At 44.5% G+C, this 22138-nt stretch carries 21 protein-coding genes; 5 read left to right on the top strand and 16 right to left on the bottom strand.

The window, feature by feature from the left end; translation table 11 throughout:
* Positions 1–98: 98 nt before the first annotated feature.
* The 7 genes from LZG72_RS27575 to LZG72_RS27545 form a co-directional block, all read right to left on the bottom strand.
* Complete coding sequence (locus LZG72_RS27575; protein ID WP_233878381.1) at positions 99–1010, bottom strand: PorP/SprF family type IX secretion system membrane protein; 912 nt, start codon at positions 1008–1010, stop codon at positions 99–101.
* A 106-nt stretch (positions 1011–1116) separates the two neighbouring features.
* Positions 1117–4329: an outer membrane protein assembly factor gene (locus LZG72_RS27570; protein ID WP_233878380.1), complete on the bottom strand. Its 3213-nt coding sequence runs from the start codon at positions 4327–4329 to the stop codon at positions 1117–1119.
* A gap of 16 nt (positions 4330–4345) precedes the next feature.
* The gene (locus LZG72_RS27565) at positions 4346–5416 is read right to left on the bottom strand and encodes an FAD-binding oxidoreductase (protein ID WP_233878379.1); all 1071 of its coding nucleotides are present in this window, start codon (positions 5414–5416) and stop codon (positions 4346–4348) included.
* The gene (gene cmk / locus LZG72_RS27560) at positions 5409–6125 is read right to left on the bottom strand and encodes a (d)CMP kinase (protein WP_233878378.1); all 717 of its coding nucleotides are present in this window, start codon (positions 6123–6125) and stop codon (positions 5409–5411) included. The genes LZG72_RS27565 and cmk overlap by 8 nt, the downstream gene beginning before the upstream one ends.
* 131 nt (positions 6126–6256) lie before the next feature.
* Positions 6257–6769, bottom strand: a complete 513-nt coding sequence (locus tag LZG72_RS27555) for a GNAT family N-acetyltransferase (protein WP_233878377.1) — start codon at positions 6767–6769, stop codon at positions 6257–6259.
* Positions 6770–6778: 9 nt separating this feature from the next.
* On the bottom strand, positions 6779–7366 hold the full coding sequence (locus LZG72_RS27550; RefSeq protein WP_233878376.1) for an LUD domain-containing protein: 588 nt from the start codon (positions 7364–7366) through the stop codon (positions 6779–6781).
* Positions 7367–7368: 2 nt separating this feature from the next.
* Complete coding sequence (locus LZG72_RS27545) at positions 7369–8745, bottom strand: lactate utilization protein B (RefSeq protein WP_233878375.1); 1377 nt, start codon at positions 8743–8745, stop codon at positions 7369–7371.
* A gap of 244 nt (positions 8746–8989) precedes the next feature.
* Here LZG72_RS27545 and LZG72_RS27540 point away from each other — a divergent pair, with 244 nt between their 5' ends.
* Complete coding sequence (locus tag LZG72_RS27540) at positions 8990–9385, top strand: hypothetical protein (protein WP_233878374.1); 396 nt, start codon at positions 8990–8992, stop codon at positions 9383–9385.
* An 86-nt stretch (positions 9386–9471) separates the two neighbouring features.
* On the opposite strand, the gene LZG72_RS27535 is transcribed toward LZG72_RS27540, so the two are convergent.
* From LZG72_RS27535 to LZG72_RS27505, 7 genes are all read right to left on the bottom strand, one after another.
* Complete coding sequence (locus tag LZG72_RS27535; protein ID WP_233878373.1) at positions 9472–10248, bottom strand: (Fe-S)-binding protein; 777 nt, start codon at positions 10246–10248, stop codon at positions 9472–9474.
* A 2-nt stretch (positions 10249–10250) separates the two neighbouring features.
* Positions 10251–10943: an endonuclease/exonuclease/phosphatase family protein gene (locus LZG72_RS27530; protein ID WP_233878372.1), complete on the bottom strand. Its 693-nt coding sequence runs from the start codon at positions 10941–10943 to the stop codon at positions 10251–10253.
* A 122-nt stretch (positions 10944–11065) separates the two neighbouring features.
* Positions 11066–11401 (bottom strand): L-rhamnose mutarotase, encoded by a 336-nt coding sequence (locus tag LZG72_RS27525; protein WP_233878371.1) that lies wholly within the window; start codon positions 11399–11401, stop codon positions 11066–11068.
* Between the two features lie 9 nt (positions 11402–11410).
* Complete coding sequence (locus tag LZG72_RS27520) at positions 11411–12241, bottom strand: amidohydrolase (protein WP_233878370.1); 831 nt, start codon at positions 12239–12241, stop codon at positions 11411–11413.
* 155 nt (positions 12242–12396) lie between these two features.
* Positions 12397–13266, bottom strand: a complete 870-nt coding sequence (locus tag LZG72_RS27515; RefSeq protein ID WP_233878369.1) for a fumarylacetoacetate hydrolase family protein — start codon at positions 13264–13266, stop codon at positions 12397–12399.
* Positions 13267–13403: 137 nt separating this feature from the next.
* Entirely contained in the window at positions 13404–14177 is a 774-nt protein-coding gene (locus tag LZG72_RS27510) for an SDR family NAD(P)-dependent oxidoreductase (protein WP_233878368.1), read from the bottom strand.
* Between the two features lie 144 nt (positions 14178–14321).
* Positions 14322–15974: a UxaA family hydrolase gene (locus LZG72_RS27505; protein ID WP_233878367.1), complete on the bottom strand. Its 1653-nt coding sequence runs from the start codon at positions 15972–15974 to the stop codon at positions 14322–14324.
* Between the two features lie 158 nt (positions 15975–16132).
* On the opposite strand from LZG72_RS27505, the gene LZG72_RS29380 reads away from it, so the two are divergent.
* The 4 genes from LZG72_RS29380 to LZG72_RS27485 all read left to right on the top strand — a co-directional run bounded on the left by LZG72_RS29380 (position 16133) and on the right by LZG72_RS27485 (position 20786).
* Positions 16133–17041, top strand: a complete 909-nt coding sequence (locus LZG72_RS29380; protein WP_233878366.1) for an AraC family transcriptional regulator — start codon at positions 16133–16135, stop codon at positions 17039–17041.
* Positions 17038–18672 (top strand): adenine deaminase, encoded by a 1635-nt coding sequence (ade, locus tag LZG72_RS27495; protein ID WP_233878365.1) that lies wholly within the window; start codon positions 17038–17040, stop codon positions 18670–18672. The genes LZG72_RS29380 and ade overlap by 4 nt, the downstream gene beginning before the upstream one ends.
* A gap of 157 nt (positions 18673–18829) precedes the next feature.
* Positions 18830–19411, top strand: a complete 582-nt coding sequence (locus LZG72_RS27490) for an RNA polymerase sigma factor (protein ID WP_015815162.1) — start codon at positions 18830–18832, stop codon at positions 19409–19411.
* Positions 19412–19514: 103 nt separating this feature from the next.
* The gene (locus LZG72_RS27485) at positions 19515–20786 is read left to right on the top strand and encodes a replication-associated recombination protein A (RefSeq protein ID WP_233878364.1); all 1272 of its coding nucleotides are present in this window, start codon (positions 19515–19517) and stop codon (positions 20784–20786) included.
* Here the strand turns inward: LZG72_RS27485 and LZG72_RS27480 are convergent.
* Together LZG72_RS27480 and LZG72_RS27475 are read right to left on the bottom strand one after the other, a co-directional pair.
* A complete protein-coding gene (locus LZG72_RS27480) occupies positions 20780–21019 on the bottom strand; it encodes a hypothetical protein (RefSeq protein ID WP_233878363.1) in 240 nt (79 codons plus the stop codon). The two genes, LZG72_RS27485 and LZG72_RS27480, sit on opposite strands and share 7 nt — an antisense overlap.
* 598 nt (positions 21020–21617) lie before the next feature.
* Positions 21618–22138, bottom strand: a 521-nt coding sequence (locus LZG72_RS27475) for a hypothetical protein (RefSeq protein ID WP_233878362.1), incomplete at its 5' end; no start/stop codon positions are given.

Here is a 22138-nt window from a genome sequence, read left to right as displayed (position 1 = left end):
TTTCATTTACCGCACAAAGGTACGAGAGTTATCTAAAGATTACGAATAAATTCTCCTTTTAACTTGGGCCAAAAACGATTTTAACGGCGTGTATTCCATCAATATTTATGGAAACCGGTTGGATTCGGTACAAATTTCAACATCAGTTCGTGGATTCCTTTTGGCCCGGAATAATTGCTGTAAATCTGCTCCACCTGGCGGGTACTGTAAAAATATCCCAGCCTTACATTTCGTCCGAACTGGACTTCTGCGGATAACTGCAGGTAATCGACTTTGGCAGAAAACGAGTTATAACCTCCTCCAACCCGGTACGAAGCTCCGATTCCGACCCGCTCATTGAACCATAAACGTGAACCGAAATCGACCCTCAGTTTATGGTCTTTTTCCTGTACCACCAGAATTTGCGGCAACAACCTAACATCCTCGCTCAAATCGTAACTACCGCCGGCCATGATGTATAATGGTCTCCGGTAAAAGTCGCCTATGAGTTGATTATCAAACCGCTGGGACAACAATTCGGGTTTTGAAATACCAAAGTAGAGCTGTTCGGAACGCAGCCACGCGCCTAGCCCGACGCTTCCCAAAGCACGATTGGTAGAACCATAGGAAAGATCGGAAACCGGCAAGACATTAATGCCTCCCTGGGCGCCCAAACCCAGTTTCCACGTATCTGAAACTGCCAGGTGAAATGCGAAAGACGCTGAAAAGCCCGTCGTGGTGAAATAACTGGTTTGGTCATTCAGTGCCTGAAATCCGATTCCAAACTTTCCATTAGCAACTGTACCGTCGGCTGCAAACGTCTGACTTGACGGCGAATTTTTAATGTTAAACCACTTTCTGCGAAACATCGCAGTCATGTTAAAATCCTCCCGTACACCTGTAAACCCCGGGTTGATAGCCATTGGATTCTGAATGTACTGTTCATACAGTATTTCTCTTTGGGCGAAGGCCATTTGACAGCAACAAAAAAACAGCCAAAGGAAGGCGATCCGGAATCTAAGTGTGTTCATAAATTTCAAATAAAACTGGCTTTACTAAAACTAAAAATGGCAGGAGAACTTGATCTCTTGCCATCTTTATAACTGCATGATATGCTGTTTTTACTTATTATTTCTATCAAAAATCATAACCCAGTGTCACATAAGGAATTGGCTTATTGGTATATCCGTTGTCCACCCCCCAGGCATAATCGAACTTGGCATAGAAACCAAATAACGTCGTTCTCACACCAGCTCCGTAACCCATCAGGTAAGGATTTTTGAAATTCGTAACTGTTGCTCTGAACGGATCATCTTCACTACCGATGATTTGGGTATTCAAACTATTGTTTTCGCTAAATGGCCCTTTTCCCGTCCAGGCAGTCCCGATATCCCCGAAACCAACGATCTGAAAGTTGCGGAGGAAGCTCGAAGTAATGGCGCCGCGGTACAGGTACTTAACCAATGGAATGCGCAATTCAGCATTTAATAGCATGTAGCTTGTTCCAGACAAACGGTTCAGGTTAAAGCCCCGCAAATTGGTGGCAAAATCAGCAAAGAAAATATCGCGGTTGTCTTTTTGAAAGTTCAATGGATTGTCCCCCAGCCGGTTTTCTTTTTTATTTCCGATCCAGTTCTCCATACCTCCCAGAATATTCTGTTTCGGGGCTTTTCCGCCTGAGTGACTGGCCGAAGCTCTGATCGCCAGGATCAAATCTCTGTGAATCTTCTGATAATGACGGAAATCCAGACTAACACGGTTGAAGCTTTCTTTCCCGCTGGTAATTCCTTGCTGCAAATCATAACGGAGTTTGAAACGTGTTCCCTCCATCATATTCATCCCATTTACCCGGGTGTTATCAAATACATATTCTGTCCGCAACCCACCGTAGCTCGACGCGAGATCAGGATTAGGTAAAATGTACACATCAATCATCCGTGTCGAAGTATACATTGGCGATAATGACAGGCGGCTTGTTGTGGAGAATGGGTAAGACGCCGTAAACATCAACTGGTTGAACCTGTATTTCTGAGGTGCTCCCTCTGTATCGATATACAGGCTTTTGCGATCGAACCTCACCCCAAAATCAATGCGGTAGGTATTGTTGGAATATTCTCCAAAAAGATCACTATTCCTGAAATTGGAAGAAATGAATAAGCCTGCTTTTATGACGTGATTCTCAAGAAGATCATTCATCGAGATCGATTGGGCATACCCGAATCCGCGAATCGGATCGATGCGCCAATCGGAACTGGCGTCATTTGTAATAAACAGTCCTTTATAATTTGTCGGGCCTTTGATCGCGATATTTTCACGTGTCGTTTTGGCTCTCGAAAGTGCGCTCGGCGTTGTAGGGAAATTCCCTCTGGTCCTTTTTGATTCGAATGCTTTCAACACATCTTCATCAAACTGATAATTTTCTATATCCACCTCACCTTCCTTCAAAGCAATTTTTGGCGCCTCGGCAGGCTGCAACGCCTTTACAGTATCAGACACAACAGCAGCAGCCTTTCCGTCCCCGGAAGGATTAGCCGCAATCGTATTCAATGATGGCGTATTTAACGTTGCATTAATGTCAAAGCTATTTTTAAATGCCGCCGTATAATATCCGTTGTTCAGGTATGTATAAGCCAGTGCACCACCGCCTGTTTTGATATTAATATCTGCACTCCGGATATTCTGAATGTAATTTGTAAGTTGTGAATTCGCAGAAGTAGCACGGTTGAATTTGAAAAGGTTACTTACCCCTTTTGCATTTGACAGGTAAACCACATCATTCTCATCGGCGTACACCGGTAAAATTTTGTTTTTCCCATCCGCCTGCACCAGTTTCAGGAGGTTGTCAGACTTTGGCGTACCATCGTGCTCGTAAATAGTAAAAGACGAAGAAATCGATTTGTAGCTTCCTTTATCACCTGTCCCAAGCGAATCCAGCGGACGGTTAGATGCGAAAACAACACGTCTGGACGAACCCTGCACAAAACGTGGGGAGAGATCATCGTACAAGTCATTGGTTAATGGAAGCGCAGACGCACGGGCGACGCTGATGAGGTAAAGGTCATTTTGTCCACCTTTATCCGCACTCACCGCAAGCATCGTTCCGTCTTGGGAAACATCCATATCAACAATCTGATCGAGTCCGCGAATATTTCGTTTCAACTTGATCTTAACCTTTTTCGTACCGACGTTTTCATACAGATAGAAATTTTTTCGGTCATTTTCGGAGGCCAGGATCGCCAGATTATTATTTCTGGACCAGCCCAAAAGAGGCGGCTGAGTTTTGGCGCGGCCACCGATGAAATCAAGCTTACCCTGGCGGATCACCTTCTTGGAACCACCTTCACTCTCAAACACATATACTTTATAACGTCCGTTCTTGATCTCGCTAACTGCGGTAAATTTCTTGTCCGGAGATATTTTGATCACCGCATTCGCATCCGATGCGCTGAACTCATTCAGCTTGTATTTCCAGGTTGGACTTGGATCGGTATAAAACTGTTCGGCGTTTTTACTCTGGTTTAAATAATAAGCACGCCAATCGCGAAGAAAACGATTGTAAGATTGAACCCCCAACGTACTGGTGATACTGGTTTGCTCGGTCCGGATAATGCGCGTAAGGTTCAGAATATCAGATATTTTATCTTTTCCGTAACGTTCTGCAATGTAATTCCAGATGGAGTGACCGATCAGCGTAGCATCATTACCGGTCATTAATGTGGGTTTTCTCACATTACGGTTTTTGAAAAAATCCCGCATGTAATCATTCAATTCCGGCGACCAGCCTTCTGCAATGTAGGCCGCAGTTCCTGTCATGAACCATTCCGGTAATGTAAGTAAAAGTGAGCTTTGCAATGCCTCCTTCATGTTACCGCCGTAAAGCATATCGTATACAAAAAGCAGACTGATATCCTTTACAAGCTTTTTCCGAAAACCGATCTGATCGCCGGTATAAGCAACTTCTACCCGCGATTGTGACAGATCAAGCTTCTGCTCGTTTAGATTGTCCAGCGTGGACAAACCCATATTACTTTGTTCCAACTCCGCAGGTGAATTGTACAAGAAGATCTTTACGCGGCTGTATGGGGTCCAGCCCAGGACATCAGTGATTTTATCGAACTCACTTTCAGCATATTGCGCAGTGAGCCTAGCCAGGGCAGTTCCGCCCTGATAGTGATAAATTTCGAAGTTGGTGGTTCTGAAAATCTTCCAGTTGAACTTCTTATACTGGACCCTGTTCTTTCCAAAAGTTTCCTGAGAGGGATATCGCTGGGCTGACGATTCGGTGAAAAATCCTGAAACCGCTAATAAACCGATCGAGAAGGCTAACTTGTATATAGATTTTATGCTCATAATGCAAAGGCTGACTTCAACGGAAATATAACGAAAAATACCTGTCAATATTAACTGCCGGATTCAATTCTTTACCGCTTTCCAAATGTCCAACGAACTGATTTGCAAAAAATGGTGCAAGTGTTACGCCTTTTGTTCCTAACCCATTGAAAATTCCTACATTACGATGCTTTGGATGTAACCCGATCAATGGTCGCCGGTCTTTTACGGAAGGTCTGATCCCTGCGATGCCCGTCTTAATCGTGTACTTGCATTTAAAAATCGACCTCAGCTTGCCATCCAGCTCTTCCGTCGCTTCCTGGGTCGGCTCCCAGTCCAGCGGGTCCCAGGAATAGGTTGCCCCTACCCGCATGGTGGACTCCGAATCGGGAAGCATAAAAATTCCCTGATTGATAATGTAGGGTTTTAAATGCGTTTCGGTGGAGACTTTAAGGATTTGCCCTTTCACCGGAGTAAATGGCAGCCAGTCGAAAAGCTGATTTTCCAAAGCCATAAAGCCCTGACAGAAAATGATTTTGCTAAAAATTTTATTGTTCCAGATCACGCCGAACTCTGAGATCCGTACATCATCCATATAAAACCGGGCCTCCACAAACTGGTTATTTTCGGAGAAAAAACGCCTGCTTTCGACAAGCAGTTTTGGTAGATCAATCCATCCCGCCTGAATCACCTCGATTCCACCATGCCCGGCATGAATGTAATCCGAAACGTCAGCCGGGACCTCATTTTGTGAAATATAGGGTGCGATTTTCGGATCCGCCGTTTGGGCCAAATAGGTATTTTGTTCTTCGATGGATCTGAATGGCCGGTAAATCGGCATTTCATGCACGAGCTGGCATGAAAACTTCTTTTCAAGGGTCGAATAAAAATTCCTGGCATATGGAAAGAGGTCATCCGCCAGCCAGGTTTTTACGAGTTTTTTCCCCGTTAATGGATTGAAAATTCCTGCTGCAACCTTTGAAGAAGATGGAAGTGAAGAGTCACCTATAATTTGAAAGCTTTTGCCAGCCTCAACCAAATGCATTCCCAGGGAAGTTCCCGCTATGCCTTGTCCAACGATGAGATAATCGTAATCTGTTTTAGCCATGTTGCGCCTGCTCCTTTTTCCGGCGGTGCGCCAGAGCTATTTGCTTATCCGCAAGCCTCACCACGAGTTCGACCTGCTCATCGAGCGTCATCATGGAATTATCAATATAAATGGCGTCTTCTGCCTGTCTTAAAGGACTTTCTGCACGATGGGTATCAATATAATCCCTGGTTTTGAGGTTTTCCGAAATCTCTTCGATCCCTATAATTTCACCCTTTTCCATTAATTCAATCTGTCGTCGCTGCGCGCGGATAAGCGGGTCAGCTGTCATGAAAATCTTCAATTCGGCTTCCGGAAAAACGACCGTTCCGATATCCCGGCCATCCATTACAATGCCTTTGGTCCTCCCCATTCGCTGCTGCTGCGCCACTAATGCATGCCGTACATCCGCAATCGCACTTACATCGCTGACACGCTCGGAAACATACATTTTACGGATCTCGTCTTCAACATTTAACCCATTGAGAAAAGTATCGTTTCGCCCCTTTTCACCGTGGCGGCGGAATGTGATCTGAATGTTGTTCAATGCTGTTTCAATCTCTTTTTGATTGGTCAGGCTGATGTGATTTTGAATAAAATGTAAGGTAACTGCGCGGTACATGGCGCCGGTATCGATGTAGGGATAGTTCAATTGCTTTGCAACCAGTTTGGCTGTTGTGCTTTTTCCGCAGCTGGAATAACCATCGATCGCAACAATTATTTTAGGCATATCGTGAGAACGTCATTTAAATGATACTCGGGCATCATCACTGACTAAATCGTTATGTGAACTTTGCAAAAATAGAAGAAAGAATGCGCGGGAAGGTTTTTAGAGGTAACTTTTTAAATGAGGCCGTATTATTAATTAACCAGCTTTACGAACAAATGTTCGTCGAGTACTTTTCCGTTTTTGATAATTGCCTTTCGGTGAATGGCTTCCAGATGGTAGCCCGCTTTTTCCAGAACCCGCATGGAAGCGAGGTTTGTTTCAAAAACCCCGGCAAAAAGTCGGGTAATGCTTGTATTCTCAAAAACCCAACCCGTCATTTGCTTCACCGCCTCAGTCATGATCTGCCTGCCCCAGTAAGGTTCGCCAAGCCAGTAACCGATTTCAGCATTATTCCGATGAATATCCTCCCCGCGTAAAACACCTATGCCGCCCACAAATTCATCATCCCAAAAAATTGCCCGATGGAAATTTCCTTCCTTCTGCCTTCCGGTACAAAAATCAATCCAATAATGCGCGTCCGAAATGGAATAGGGATGCGGGAAGTTATCCCTCACCTGTGAAACGATCTTAATGTTGTTAGCTAACCGGGCCAGCGGCGACGCCATTTCACTTGAAAACGGCTTTAAGGAAACCAGCTTATCCATATAACCAACTCACATCTCCTCTATCAAAAAAATCACCATACTCCGCGCTCCATGAGCGCCAATCACAAGAGATTGTTCGATATCAGCGGTTTTTGAAGGCCCTGCAATGAAACATCCCCAGCCAGTAGTATCCTGCAGACGCTCATACGCATCGTGCATATTGTCAACGAGCGCGTTTCTTGGGATTACAAATGCAAGGTTTTGTGTAATAAAAGGCAATGCGCGGTGCGGCAGGTACTTCTCCGAAATCCAGACAGCCCCGTTCTCTGCTACCCCAAATTCCGCTTTTAAAATCGCGATTTCAACCGTTTCCAGTTCATGGGGATCCGAGACATTGAGGCTAAAATCGGCCCAGCTGCCTAGTTCCGGAATTGTGGTAGCCCGGTTTACAACTCCTGCGAAAAGCTCGCTTGCTTTGGCTGCGAGCTCATCCATATTTTTTACCGGAAACACCTCGGTATAAATGGCAGCCAGGGTTTCCCGGAACTTCTCTTCCGTGTTTTCAAAAAGACTATCAAAACGGATTACCGGCGGCAAAGCCACATGATCAGGCTTATTCTGCCTGATCAGCTTCAACATATTATCTCGTGAGCTCATACCTATTCTTTTCGGTTACGGATATACCAGTCCCTGAAACTTTCCTTCGGAGGTTCAGGCATTTCGCGTTGCTTGTACCAGGGATTCAAACTGTTATTTACTACAAATGGAATTGCCCGCATCACCGACCTCCCCAGCCTGCCCGACCATTGATAAAACCGTGGCTGCGAGAGCACAATGGACATCGCTTTTACGCCAATGCCTTTTGAGGCAGGAACATGGCCGCCTTTTGCAAGTACCTGCCGCCATTTATACAACTGATCGTGGATATCGATTTTAACCGGGCACACATTGGAGCAACTTCCGCATAATGTACTCGCAAAAGGCAGGTCGGCGTACTTGGTCATATCCAGGTTGGGGGCCAGAATGGAGCCGATCGGCCCGGCGACCGCATTATGGTAACTGTGTCCCCCGCTTCTTCTGTAAACCGGACACGTATTCATACATGCGCCACAGCGAATGCATTTCAGCGAATTTCGAAAATCGGCGCGGCCAAGCTGGGTAGTACGTCCGTTATCCACGATGATAATGTGCATTTGCTGGCCATCGCGTGGTTTTTTAAAATGGCTACTATACGTTGTGATCGGCTGGCCGGTTGCACTTCTCGCCAGTAATCTAAGAAAAACACCCAGGTGCTCCTGTTTCGGAATGATTTTCTCAAATCCCATACTTGCAATGTGAAGGTCCGCCAGGTGCGCGCCCATGTCTGCATTTCCTTCATTTGTGGAAACTACGAAACCACCCGTTTCTGCGATCGCGAAGTTTACGCCGGTCAATGCGGCCCGCCTGGTCAGGAATTTGTCTCTCAAATGCTGGCGGGCGGCTTCGGTCAGATATTGCGGATCGGTGGCGCCGGCTTCTGTTCCAAGATGTATATGAAACAGGTCACCGATATCTTTCTTCTTTAAATGGATCGCGGGAAGTACGATGTGACTTGGCGGCTCGTTCCTCAACTGAACAATCCGTTCACCGAGATCGGTATCGATCACATCAATGCCATTTTTGATCAAAAACTCATTCATGTGACATTCTTCCGTCAGCATAGACTTGCTTTTGACCATTTTGTTGATGTTATATTGTTTCAAAAGATTCAGGACAATTTCGTTGTGTTCGGCGGCGTCGGCTGCCCAGTGCACATGAACCCCATTCTCTTTTGCATTTTGTTCAAATTGGACCAGCAACTCGTCCATATTCGAGAGCACATGACTCTTTATTCCGGAAGCCACTTCCCGGAGCTGCTCCCATTCCGGTAGCAATTTGGAAGATTTGTCCCGTTTCTGACGGACGAACCATAAGGTTTCATCATGCCAATTTACGTACGGCTCATCCCTATTGAAGACTTCTGACGCTTCTGCGTGATCAATCATTGCCTTGGACATAGTTATCTTAACAATTTCTTAATAGTATTTTTTGAAGAATAAGAATTGCACTTTTCACATTCATTGCATTATTCCATGTTTACAATTTATTTAATAAACAACTTTTCAAAATCAGTAAAAAAGCTATTTTATTGTAATGCAATATCTTATACTTTTGAATCACAAAGTTTTTCGCTCGGGTAACCGGAGTCTGAAACAAGTTCAGATTTAACTTTTTTTAGACACAATTAAAATTTTTACTCCTATGAAAACAAAAAACACGCTTATTATCGCTGCCTTAACTGGCCTTTTATTCTCTGGTTCGACATTCACAGTCAATGCTCAGGACACCAATGCTTCTGCAACGCAACTTGAAACAGCTTCATCAAAGCTTAACGTTTTGCAGATTAAACCGATGCAATTCAGACTTTCATACAATAACCCGGTTGCAAAAAATCTGGTAGTACGCATTTTGGATACAGACAAAAATGTTCTGTACACGGAAAACAGACGCGTTGAGACCAACTATTTGAAATACTTCGATTTATCGACTCTGGTTGACGGTACATATACCTTCGAGATCACGGATGGTAAAGAGAAAGCAACTCAATCGTTTGATATCCTGACTACAACCAGCCGCGTTGTTTCTTCGATCAACTAACACGAGGCTCTTCTCAGATTCTGTGCCAGCGAGGTGCGGCCTCCGTGGCAAGCCTTCCGAAACTTTGTAAAAATGCCGGTGCTCACTCAAATGGGTACCGGTATTTGCTTTTTTACCGCACTATTCAAAATCTCCGCAATGTGTTTGATCTGCACATTGGAGTTATTTCTTTGTAAGATCCCCCCTAAATGCATCAGACAGCTCATATCCGAGCCCGTAATAAATTCCGCATTGTGCCGGATGTGGTCTGCGACGCGGTCTTTCCCCATCTTCACGGAAACGGCTTCCTCACTCACACAAAACGTCCCGCCGAAACCGCAGCATTCGTCCGTCCGGTCCAGGTCGACCAGTTCCAGTCCTTTCACCTTTTTCAATAAGGTCACAGGTTTTGAAAAAGGCGCCGCATTCAGCTCCGACATTTGCGAAAGATGCAGCCCACGCTGTCCATGACAACCCTGGTGTAACCCAACCCGATACGGAAATTCCGCCTCGATACGATCTATTTTCAAAACATCAGTAATGAATTCGACCAGTTCATAAACTTTTTTTCTCAACACCTTCGACTCATCCGCCCGGTCTTCCGCCTTCAAATGTTCCTTAATATGCAGCACGCAACTCCCCGACGGCGAAACCACGTAATCGCAGGTGGCAAACTGATCATAAAAAAGATTATCGCAGGGAGTGGTTAAATGGGCAAAACCCGAATTCGCCATCGGCTGGCCGCAGCAAGTCTGGCTTAATGGAAAAGTAACCGTACAACCCAGTTTTTCAAGCAGTTCCAGCGTCGCGATTCCCACTTGCGGGTAAAACTGGTCTACGTAACAGGGTATAAATAATCCGATTTTAAGGGCTGAGTAATTCATTTTTACCAAAATTCAATGGTCGCAAGGATAGGATAATGGTCGGAAACCCGGGGATAATTTCGGATAACCTTGTAGTTTTTGACGCGTACCCTGCTGTTAAGCAAAGCAAAAATATAATCGAGCCGGTCGCCCGGTAAACCTTCATTCCAGGTCTGCAACTGAGATCCCTGGGCCGCATCCTGCCAGTTTTTACGAAATGAAAAATAAGGCTGCTCATTCGGTCGCGCGCCCATATCCATTCCAATCAGCACAGGTTGAACACTATTTACGAGCATTTGATTGATATATGCCGCCTGCAACGCCCGATCCATCACTGATGCATATTCCAGTCTCGAATTACAAAAACGGAGTGTCAACCCACGGGCCGGTTTTACTAATCCGCATAAAAGTACTTTCGGGTCAGAGCCAGCTGTCTTCGGAAGATCGATTACCTGCGTTTTCTCAAATGGCCAGGTCGACAATATGCCCACCCCCTGCGAACCATTTTCTGACTTATCAGCGACACCGTATAGGTAATCCATCCCAGTCTGCGCGGCAATCTGTCTGAGTTGAAACTGAACCTTCCCTTTATCTATAAGACTGTCTACGGCCTGCAATGCGATCAAATCAGGCTTATTTTCATCGATAATCTTTAAAATATCCCTCAGATTCGGCTCGTCATTCAGATTAAGGCCATGCCGGATATTGAAGCTCATTACTTTAATTTCCACGGCGCGTCTGGGCTGCGACGCGAGTAAAGTACATGAGACCAGTAAAATCAACAATAAATAAACTCCTCTGACCAATCTGATGAAGTGCTAGTTCAAAAATTCCATTCTTAATCTCTGAGGGCAAATATTTTGTTCATCAAAACCCACTTTTCTCCGGGCTTTGCTGATGGTAATGCTTTCTGGTATTTCCACATAAGCTGCTCCCATTCCTGGACTTTCGGATTGGATGCGTCCATGGCTGCTTTTTCATCAAAACTGAAATCATCTTCTGTTTCCATGATCATAAAAAGTCGGTCGCCCAGCCGGTAAATCTCCATTTGAGTTATACCTGCCTCTTTGATACTCCCTTCAATTTCCGGCCTGATTTGTTTATGGTAACCCTCGTATTCTTCGATCATTTTCGGATCATCGACCAAATCCACGGCAAGACAATATTTTTTCATATCAAAAAACTATATGTCCAGATTATAAAAATCGGCAGCGTTCTTCCCCATCACCCGTTGATGTTCCGAGTCCGAAAACATGCCCAGGTAATCCGTTAAAATGCCTTTTGCACCTTCATACTCAGCCGCTACCAGGCAAACCGGCCAATCGGAACCGAACATTAGACGGTCGGCCCCAAAAGCCTCAAAAACCACATCGAGATACGGACGAAAATCGGCTCTTTCCCAATTCTGCCAATCAGCCTCAGTTACCATTCCCGACACCTTGCATTGCACATTCGGCAATTCCGCGAGCAGCCTCATATCATTTGCCCAGGTCACGATTTCACCGTTTTTGATCGACGGTTTTGCAATATGGTCCAGCACAAACTTTACATTCGGAAGTCTTACCGCAAAATTGAAAGCTTCTTTCAGCTGATTATGGTAGATCAGAATGTCATATGTAAAATCAAATGCAACCAGCTGGCCTACTCCTTTCAGGAAATCGGGTTCTAACAAAAAACCCTCGGGCTGACCCTGTGCAACGTGTCGAAACCCTTTCAACTTTTCGAATTGCGAGTACTTTTCCAACTTGTCATATAAGTCGGGCGAACGTAAATCCACCCAACCTACTACACCTTTTATAAAATCATTCGCCTCAGCCAATTGCAACAAAAACTCCGTTTCTGAGTCTGTCTGAGAGGCCTGCACTGCCACACAACCATCGATTTTATTTGATTTCAGAACTGGCAACAAATCTTCCGGAAGGAAATTTTTCCGTATTGCCGACATTTCCGGCGTGATCCACGAATCCCGCTCTTCATCAAAGATCCAAAAATGCTGGTGACTATCTATTGTCATGGGTTTTTGCTAGTTGTCATTGGTGGTCATTCATTGTCATTTGTTGTCATTTGTTGTCATTGGTGGTCGTTTGTTTTAGGGATTGTTTGGAAATAATCTTTAAAAACAATCAATGACCTAATGACAATCAGTGACTACAAATGACTATTCCCTCACTACACCTGACTCCTACTCCACGCCACCGCCTCCTGCTTCTGGCTACCCAACTTCTCAATTCCCAATTCTACGACGTCCCCCGGTCTGAGGTACACATTTGGTTTCATGCCTAATCCAACTCCGGCTGGTGTACCTGTCGTGATCACATCCCCTGGCAGCAATGTCATAAACTGGCTCAGGTAACTCACAAGAAATGGTATCTGAAAAATCATATCCGAGGTATTGCTGTCCTGGATTTTGTTACCATTCAAGGTCAGCCATAAATCGAGGTCATTTGCATTTCCTACCTCATCTGAAGTTACCAAAAATGGCCCCAGCGGCGCAAACGTGTCGTTACTTTTACCTTTTACCCATTGTCCGCCACGCTCCAGTTGGTAGGCACGTTCCGAATAATCATTATGAACGGCATAACCGGCCACATATTCCAGCGCATTTGCTTCTTCAACGTAGCTCGCTTTTTTGCCAATAATCACGGCCAGCTCCACTTCCCAGTCGGTTTTCTCTGAACCTCTCGGGATAATCACCTGATCAAATGGCCCGCATAATGCAGAAGTCGATTTGAAGAATATAATAGGTTCTTTAGGAAGTTCAGTGGCTCCGGATTCGTATGCATGTTTGGCATAATTCATACCGATACAGACGATCTTAGATGGACGTGCGATGCAGGAACCATAACGAAAACCGCTTTCCACAGTCGGGCAGGAAGTTGCATTAGCAGTCAGCCATTCCGTGAGACGCGAAAGTCCATCCGTCGCAAAAAATTTCTCATTATAATCTTCACCAAATGCAGTTACATCCAGTTTTGTACCGTCTGTGAGTTCAACACCCGGTTTTTCTTGTTCAAAAGCACCAAATCGAAAAAGTTTCATGTTTAGCTGTTGGCTAGTAGCTTTTGGCTGTTAGCCTTTTTTAGGTATGTTAAAAATCAATATTCAATGCAGAATTGGTCAAAAACGAAAAGCTAAAAGCTAAAAGCTAACGGCTAAAAGCTAATAGCTAATAGCTTTCAATTGCTCAACTTCTCAAACCCGCCGTCAATCAAATAATCGCATCCTGTGATGAAGCCGGCTTCGTCGGAACAGAGATATAGTGCTAATGCGCCGATTTCCTCCGGTTTTGCCATTCTGCCTATCGGTTGCGTTTTGGAGAGTTTTTCGAACATTTCTTCTTCCTGACCGGGGTAATTTTTGGCGATAAAACCATCTACAAATGGTGTATGTACCCTTGCCGGAGAAATGCTGTTACATCTGATACCGTCTGCGAGATAATCTCTTGCCACTGACAACGTCATGGAGAAAACGGCTCCTTTTGTAGTAGAATATGCAAAACGGTCCGGCAGACCGACGGTCGCGGCGATCGATGCCATATTCAGGATTACACCGCCGCCATTGGATTTCAAATGCGGGATCGTGGCCATCAGGCAGTTGTAAACACCTTTAATATTGACATTGATCACCCGGTCAAAATCGATTTCCGAAGTAGTATCTGCTTTGCCAATGTGCGCAATACCGGCATTATTCACCAAAATATGAATCGGCCCGTTTGCCGCGATCGCATTAACGGTATTCACTACGTCGGCTTGCTTCGAGATATCAATCCCGTGCGCCTCCGCCTTTCCACCTTCCGCAACAATCTCATTTACAATTTGATTGGCAAGATCCAGGTTGAGCTCCAAAATGTGAACGAATGCGCCTTGTTTTGCAAATGTCTTGGAGATAGCAAGTCCGATCCCACTTGCTCCACCGGTAACCAATGCCGTTTTTCCACTTAAATCAAACATATTTTTTCTTTTTTTATCAGATCAATCAGTCGGCTAAATCCGACTGGAATTGAATTTTTATTTTATAGAAATGCCAGTGGCATTCATTTTGATTGGAAAATTTTCACTTCAATTCTCGTCACTTTCAAGTGGCGGATTATACTTCTAAAGTGAAACTCCCCGCTTCCACGGAATAAAATCGTCCTGACCAAGTTGCTGCGCTTTCGTCAGTTCGCCGCTCGCTACTTTAATCACGTATTCCAATAACGCTTCGGCATTCTGTTCGATGCTTTGTGTTCCGTCCACCACCGGGCCACAGTCGAAATCGATCACATCCGGCATCCGGTTGGCGAGTGTTGTATTGGTAGCTACTTTCGCGACGGGGCAAATGGGGTTGCCGGTCGGCGTTCCGAGTCCGGTTGTGAAAAGGATGATGTTAGCTCCCGCGGCAGTTTGTCCGGTGGTGGCTTCCACATCATTTCCTGGGGTGCATACCAGTTGAAGCCCTGGCTCCGTAGCTCTTTCTGTGTAGTTCAAAACGTCTGAAATGTACGCATTACCTCCTTTTTTAGCGGCTCCCGCGGATTTAATGGCATCCGTGATCAGCCCGTCTTTAATATTGCCCGGAGAAGGATTAAATGCAAATGCGGAACCTACTGCTTCGGCTTTACCCGCGTAGTCGCGCATTAACTTTTCGAATTTCGCAGCTTTTTCGGCAGTAACACACCGATTCAACAACTCCTGCTCCACCCCATTCAATTCGGGAAATTCAGCCAGCAGCGTTTGTCCGCCCAGCCCCACTACCAGGTCAGAGAGATGTCCAAGTACGGGATTAGCAGAAATGCCTGAAAATCCGTCTGATCCGCCGCATTTCAGCCCCACAGAAAGTTTGGACAAAGGCGCATCCGACCTTTCGTACTCGTTAATTTTGGTCAAACCCAAAAATGTTTCTTTAATCGCCCCCGCCATCAGCGAATACTCGGTCCCTTTCTGATGTTCAAATGCAAAAAACGGTTTATCAAAATGCGGATCGCGTTTTTTGATTTCGTCTTCCAGTGTCTTTAACTCGGAATTTTGGCAACCAAGACTTAAAACCGTAATTCCTGCCACATTGGGATGAACTGCATACGCCGCGAACAACGAGCATAATGTATTCGCGTCGGTTCTTGTACCTCCGCAGCCGCCTTCATGTGTGATGAACTTCACTCCATCGACATTTGCAAACGGTCGGTTTGGCTTGTGAAATGCAACCGGAGTCTCCACAAAAGTTTCCAGACTTTTGATCTTCCGAATATCGCCGGCCTGGTATAAATGCAAAAATTCTCTTACGTGCTCTCTGTAAATGTCTGTCTGTGCATAACCAAGCTCTCTCTCAAAAGCATCCTTCATGATGAGGATATTGCGGTTTTCACAAAAAACCAGCGGGACCACGAGCCAGTAATTGTAAGTACCCACCCTACCGTCGCGACGATGATATCCTTTAAAAGTCCGGTTTTGCCATTTGGTAACATCCGGCTGCCTGTAAGAATAAGGCTGACGGTTTGCAGTACTATATTCGTGGGCGTCGTGTTTGAGATTAAAAGTTGTGATCGGCTCGCCTTTTTTGATCGGCTGGGTCGCCCGGCCCACCAGAACGCCATACATGATAATAGCGCCACCGGTTTCGATATCTTCGGTCACAAACTTATGCTTGGCGGAAACGCCATATTGCAATGCATACTGCCTGTCGTCGAGGGAAACGTCCACTCCGGCAGGGATATCGCGCAAGGCAACGATCACATTATCTGACGGATGGACTTTTAACAGCTGTGAAGCCATGCTTTTAAAAATTAATACAGATCTGAGATGGTGAATGGCAATTGGAACTTATCAACAAAACAACATAAATATTTCAATATCAAAGAACACAATCGTAGCAAATTTTTCAACTATATTGGCATAAATTTCCCGGTAATGAAAGATAAATGTAATTATTTGTGAAACCGCAGCTTCTAAGAATTCCAAAAGGATTACAGAAATCGTTTCATATCCGGCGTGATGTGGTTCTTTATTTCTACAATCGCTGGCACTATCATCCTGAAATAGAGCTGATTCACATCGAACAAGGCTCCGGGACCCAGTTCGTAGGCGACAATATACAGAATTTCCAAAGCGGCGACCTGCTCCTCATCGGCCCGAATCTGCCGCATTACTGGCGGTGCGACGAAAAGTACTTTCAGCGCGAAAACAATCTGTATGCGCAGGCCACGGTTGTCCACTTTTCCGAAGATATTTTCGGGAAACCGTTTCTTGAACTTCCCGAAAATAAAAGCATTAATGACTTGCTCGTAAAAGCCAGGTTAGGAATGAAAATATCCGGATCCGGGACTGCGAAAGTCAAGGCACTTTTGCAGGATTTGCTCGACCAGACCAGCGGTAACACCATTATTTCACTGCTGCAGATACTGGATACGCTGGCGCATTGTGGTGAAATAAAACTACTTTCCGATAGCCATTATCAATATGAGTACGACCAGTTTGACACGGACCGCTTGAATCATATATATCAATACTCGGTCAGCAATTTTCAGAAGAAGATCTCCATTGAAGAAATTTCAGAGGTGGCGAATATCAGTCCGCATTCTTTTTGCCGGTATTTTAAAAGCAGAAGCCGGAAAACGTATTCGCAGTTTTTGCTGGAATTACGGATTGGTCATGCCTGCAAGCTTTTGTCAGAAACCCAATTATCTGTCGCGCAGATCTGTTTTGAGAGCGGTTTCAACAATTTCGCCAATTTCAATAAGTATTTTAAAATCCACACCGGGAAAAGTCCTTTGCATTACCAGAAGGAATTCAAAAAGCTCCCGATCACAAATCATTTGACCAACTTACAGGCTGCATTATGAGGGTTAACCTTATTGATATTTTCAAGAAAGACATTTCAGAGATCAATCTCCATATCGAGCAAAGCCGCATTCATAACATCGAATATCTGGGCCCGGAAAATCCTGAACTTCCATATATACTGCCTGGCTTCACCGATTCTCACGTACATATTGAAAGTTCCATGCTCACGCCGACACAATTTGCCAGGCTGGCTGTGGTACATGGAACGGTTGCGACGGTATCCGATCCGCACGAAATCGCGAATGTGCTCGGCGTACCTGGGGTCGAGTTTATGATCGAAGATGGAAAAAGGACTCCATTTAAGTTCTGTTTCGGAGCACCTTCCTGCGTTCCGGCTACGATATTTGAAACAGCCGGCGCGACCGTCGATGCAGAACAAATCGGCCAGTTGCTTGCCAGGGAAGATATAGGTTACCTCGCCGAGGTAATGAATTTCCCGGGTGTACTGCACGAAGACCCGGATATGATGGCGAAAATTGCCTGGGCAAAAAAGTATAGTAAAGTAATAGACGGTCACGCGCCGGGGCTGCGGGGGGAAGATGCCAAAAAATACGCCGGAAACGGAATTACCACCGATCACGAATGCTATACTTATGAAGAAGCAAAAGAAAAGATCGGTTATGGCGTAAAAATCCTGATCCGGGAAGGAAGCGCCGCCAGGAATTTCAATGCATTGATTCCATTGATCGCGGAGTTTCCCGACCAGATCATGTTTTGCTCCGATGACAAGCATCCGGATAATCTGGTGCAGGGCCACATTAATGTGCTTGTAAAACGAGCTTTAAATCTGGGATACAATCTTTGGGACATTTTGCTGGCCGCCTGCATAAACCCGGTACTGCATTATAGTCTGCCGGTCGGTTTGCTGAGAATTGGGGATGCAGCGGATTTTATAAAAATAGACGATCCAACTGATTTCAATATTCTTGAAACTTGGCTTAATGGGGAACTGGTTGCAGAAAATGGCGTTTCCAAGCTGCCCGACCTTCGGAGTTCCCATCCAAACAAATTCAATTGCTCTCTAAAAACAACAAATGACTTTTCATGTGCACCTGAAAAAGATTTTAGCGGAACAGTAAGGGTAATAGAGGCCTTGGAAGGTCAATTGATCACAAATGAGTTGCAACTGACGGTCACATTAAAAGATGGATTATTAGTCCCGGATATTGAAAGGGATATTCTGAAACTGGTGGTGATCAACCGGTACGAAGACGCGCAGCCGGCGATTGCATTTATCAGGAATTTTGGATTGAAATCTGGTGCGATTGCTTCTTCCGTTGCTCACGATTCTCATCATGTAATTGCGGTGGGCGCAGACGATGAAAGCATTGCAGCGGCGGTAAATTTGATAATAAAGTCAAAAGGTGGCATTTCGGCAGTTGGGAATGAGGAAAAGCATTTGTTGCCGTTGCCAATCGCAGGTTTAATGAGTGACGCGGATGGATATGAACTTGCTGGCACCTACACTGCGATAGATCATTTTGTAAAAGAGCAATTAAAGTCAACCTTAAAATCACCGTATATGACCCTATCGTTCATGGCATTACTAGTAATTCCAGCATTGAAACTCAGCGACAAAGGTCTGTTTGATGGCGGAAGCTTTGGTTTTGTACCATTAAGTGTTCGATAAGTTACATAAATCAGGAAATTGCATGATTAACTTTTGAAATATAATTTTCTGATGAAAATATTTTTTTAATACGTTTTTTTCTAAATATATTTACAAGTGTAATAATGACCCTTATTATCATCCATTCCTAACCCCAATCAAAATCCTTTCCAAACGTATGGCTCACCTACGCTACAAGCAAGAAGAAGAACTCTGTTTTTGGGATCAGTTCAGAAAAGGCGATGAAAATGCTTATGCATGCCTGTACCGCTCTTACGTTCACATTCTTTATCAGTATTGTTCGCAGTTTACCATCGACAAGCCCCTGATTAAAGATTGCATTCACGACTTGTTCGTAGAACTCTGGAGAAACCGAATGACGCTGGGTGACACCACTTCCGTTCGGTTTTATCTTATGGCGTCAATCAAAAGAAAATTAGTACGCCATTTGAATGCGCAGCAAAAGCATACCAGCAATGAGGATATTCCGGTGGAATACTGGCATATCAACACGCCTTCTCACGAAAATCACCTGATTTCTGAGGAAGAATTTGAGTCTACGAACCAGCATCTCAACGTGGCGATCAACGGACTTCCACGTCGCCAGCGTGAAGCCATTTTTCTGAAATTCTACATGAACCTGAACAACCATGAAATTGCGGATTTGATGAAAATCAACATTCAATCCGTTTACAATCTGGTTTTCGGTGCATTAGGAAATCTGAAAAAACAAATGACATTGGATCGGTTGACGTTCTGATCATTCTGATCAAAATCACTCCGGTCAAAAATTTACGCAGAAAGCGTGGCGAACTTAGCCACGCTTTTTTTGTTACTTACAGTATCAACAAAACGATATTAAAATGACATCGATAACGACTCCCCTGGCTGAACGCCTTCGTCCACGCACGCTAGACGACTTTGTGGGCCAGGAAAAGTTATTGGGGCCAAAAGGCCCGTTACGCCGGGCAATTCTGCAAAACACCATTCCATCGATGATTTTCTGGGGGCCTCCCGGCGTTGGGAAAACCACGCTTGCATTACTGATCGCGGAAACGACGAAAAGGCAGTTTTACAACCTCAGCGCCATTAGTTCCGGCGTAAAAGATTTACGCGAAGTACTTGCCCGACCGTCAGGCCTTTTTCCAGCCATTTTGTTTATCGACGAGATTCACCGTTACAACAAAAGCCAGCAGGATTCCCTGTTGGGCGCAGTTGAAAAAGGTCAGGTTACATTAATTGGCGCTACCACCGAAAATCCTTCATTTGAGGTAAACTCTGCGCTTTTGTCCCGCTGCCAGGTTTATATTCTCGAAGCTTTTGGAGAAAATGAATTGAAAAACCTGATCTCCCGGGCATTGGAAAAAGATCAGTGGCTGAAAGAGAAGAATATCAAGTTCAAATCATACGATGCCATTATGCGGCTTTCGGGCGGCGATGGGCGCAAGCTGCTCAACCTGCTGGAACTGGCGATAATGGGGAAAGGTGATGTAAAAAAAATCGAGATTACCGACGAATGGGTTACTGAGGTGGCGCAACAAAACATCGCGCGTTATGACAAGTCCGGCGAGCAGCATTATGATATCATTTCTGCATTCATCAAATCCCTCCGTGGCAGCGACCCCAATGCAGCTGTTTACTGGATGGCGCGGATGATCGTCGCAGGCGAGGACCCATCGTTTATTGCCCGGAGAATGCTGATTATGGCGTCTGAAGATATTGGCAATGCAAATCCAACGGCAGTAATTATGGCGAATGCGTGTATGCAGGCGGTAAATGTGATCGGTTACCCCGAATGCCGCATTATCCTTTCCCAGGTGGCAATTTACCTGGCAACCTCACCAAAAAGCAATGCAAGTTACATGGCGATTGGTGATGCGATGGAGGCCGCTAAAAACACGGCGCATTTGCCTGTACCACTGCATTTACGAAATGCACCCACCAAATTGATGAAGCAGATCGGTTATGGCAAAGATTATAAGTATTCACACGATTTTGAAGGAAACTTTGTAAAACAGAATTTCCTGCCAGACGATCTGAAAGGAAGCAAGTTTTTCGAACCTGGCCACAATGCAAGAGAAGAAGAATTGCGTAAGAAATTGCAGGCCTGGTGGGGAGACTGGTACGGCTACTGATTTTGAGAAGATTTCAGCTTTTCTTCGAATTTTTTAAACGACAGATCCGGGGCTCCTGCATCCGGTTGTGACGTTTTCCATTCCTCTTCCATAATCTGCGCGAGCTTTTCTATATTTTCCTCGGTTTCCAACTTTTCTGCAATCTGAGAAAGCTTATTTTGTATTTCTTCGGACTGAGCTGATGCTAGCGGATCAGTAAGTTCTTCGGAATTTGATTCTGTTGCGGGATTCATAGCGGCTACATCTTAAATAAAGGTACGGAGTACATAACGTACGCAAAGATGCAATTAAGACGTCAGAATACCAGAAAAGAGAGACTTCAAGAAAAAAGATAATTTCTTGTCTTAAAAGCAATGTTTTTGTGTGAAGATTATATTAAATTTGTTATTGGAAGCCGATCTAGGTTTTCAATAACGTTGAGTAAAATCGAACATCCCGGATACATTGCATCCGGGATGTTTTTTATTAAAATATGTGTGTTAAATTGTTCAGATGTGTGTGTTAAATATATATCTGAATACTAGCGAAGCTGCATTTTACGCATTCTGGAAGCATTGCGCTTCATAAAGAGCCTGTCACTTATTGAAAAGGACTGATGATTTCCGGATTTCTTGACTTGAACAACAAGCCATATCCCACTTGCGATTGCACCAAATAGCACTGCTGCGAACAAAAACGGTGCAATATGAAAGAAACTTTCGATTAGCTGTGTCATAACGGTCAAATGTTAGTCAGGTACTTGTTTTCCGATATGATTTACGAAAAAATTATACCAGCTAAAATTTTGATATTCAGCTAATAACTGAGGAATTCAATCCACAAATTTAGTTCCTAGTGCCTCGCATTCACGACACGTGTGTCGCAACCGACCACACTATTGTTGACATATCCGACACTCACGCCCGATACTTTCGTGGACTTGCCAGGTGGAAGCGGGTTTTTAATTGTGATGATTTTAGATGTGAGAATGGCCTGTGTATCCGAGAGATATTTAAATTCTATTTCTACGCTGTTGATCGTCTTTTTTGAGCTGTTCTCGATCAACATACTGTGAATGGCGATCCCTCCTACTGCATGCCATTCATTTTCCAGAATCTTGACCTGTGATCTTAATCTTTCATCTTCGGCTGCATTGGATGTTCCTGTCGAATCAACAGAACCAATCACTTCGGTTTTGGACTTAATTACGGGTTTTTCCTTTAAAAAGTCGAATTGTTTATAATAATAAAGGATATAAATAAATGCGCAGATGGGGACGATAGCGCTAATCCATTTTAATAACAGAATGAAAAATTTTTTAAACTTGGCTTTTTTGCCTCTTCTTCCTGCCATAGGGACTTTTTGAAACGTTA

The organism is Dyadobacter sp. CY323, from assembly GCF_021390245.1.
Taxonomy (GTDB): domain Bacteria; phylum Bacteroidota; class Bacteroidia; order Cytophagales; family Spirosomataceae; genus Dyadobacter.
Note: the sequence above shows the minus strand (reverse complement) of the source record. Positions and strands in the feature narration are given on the sequence as shown.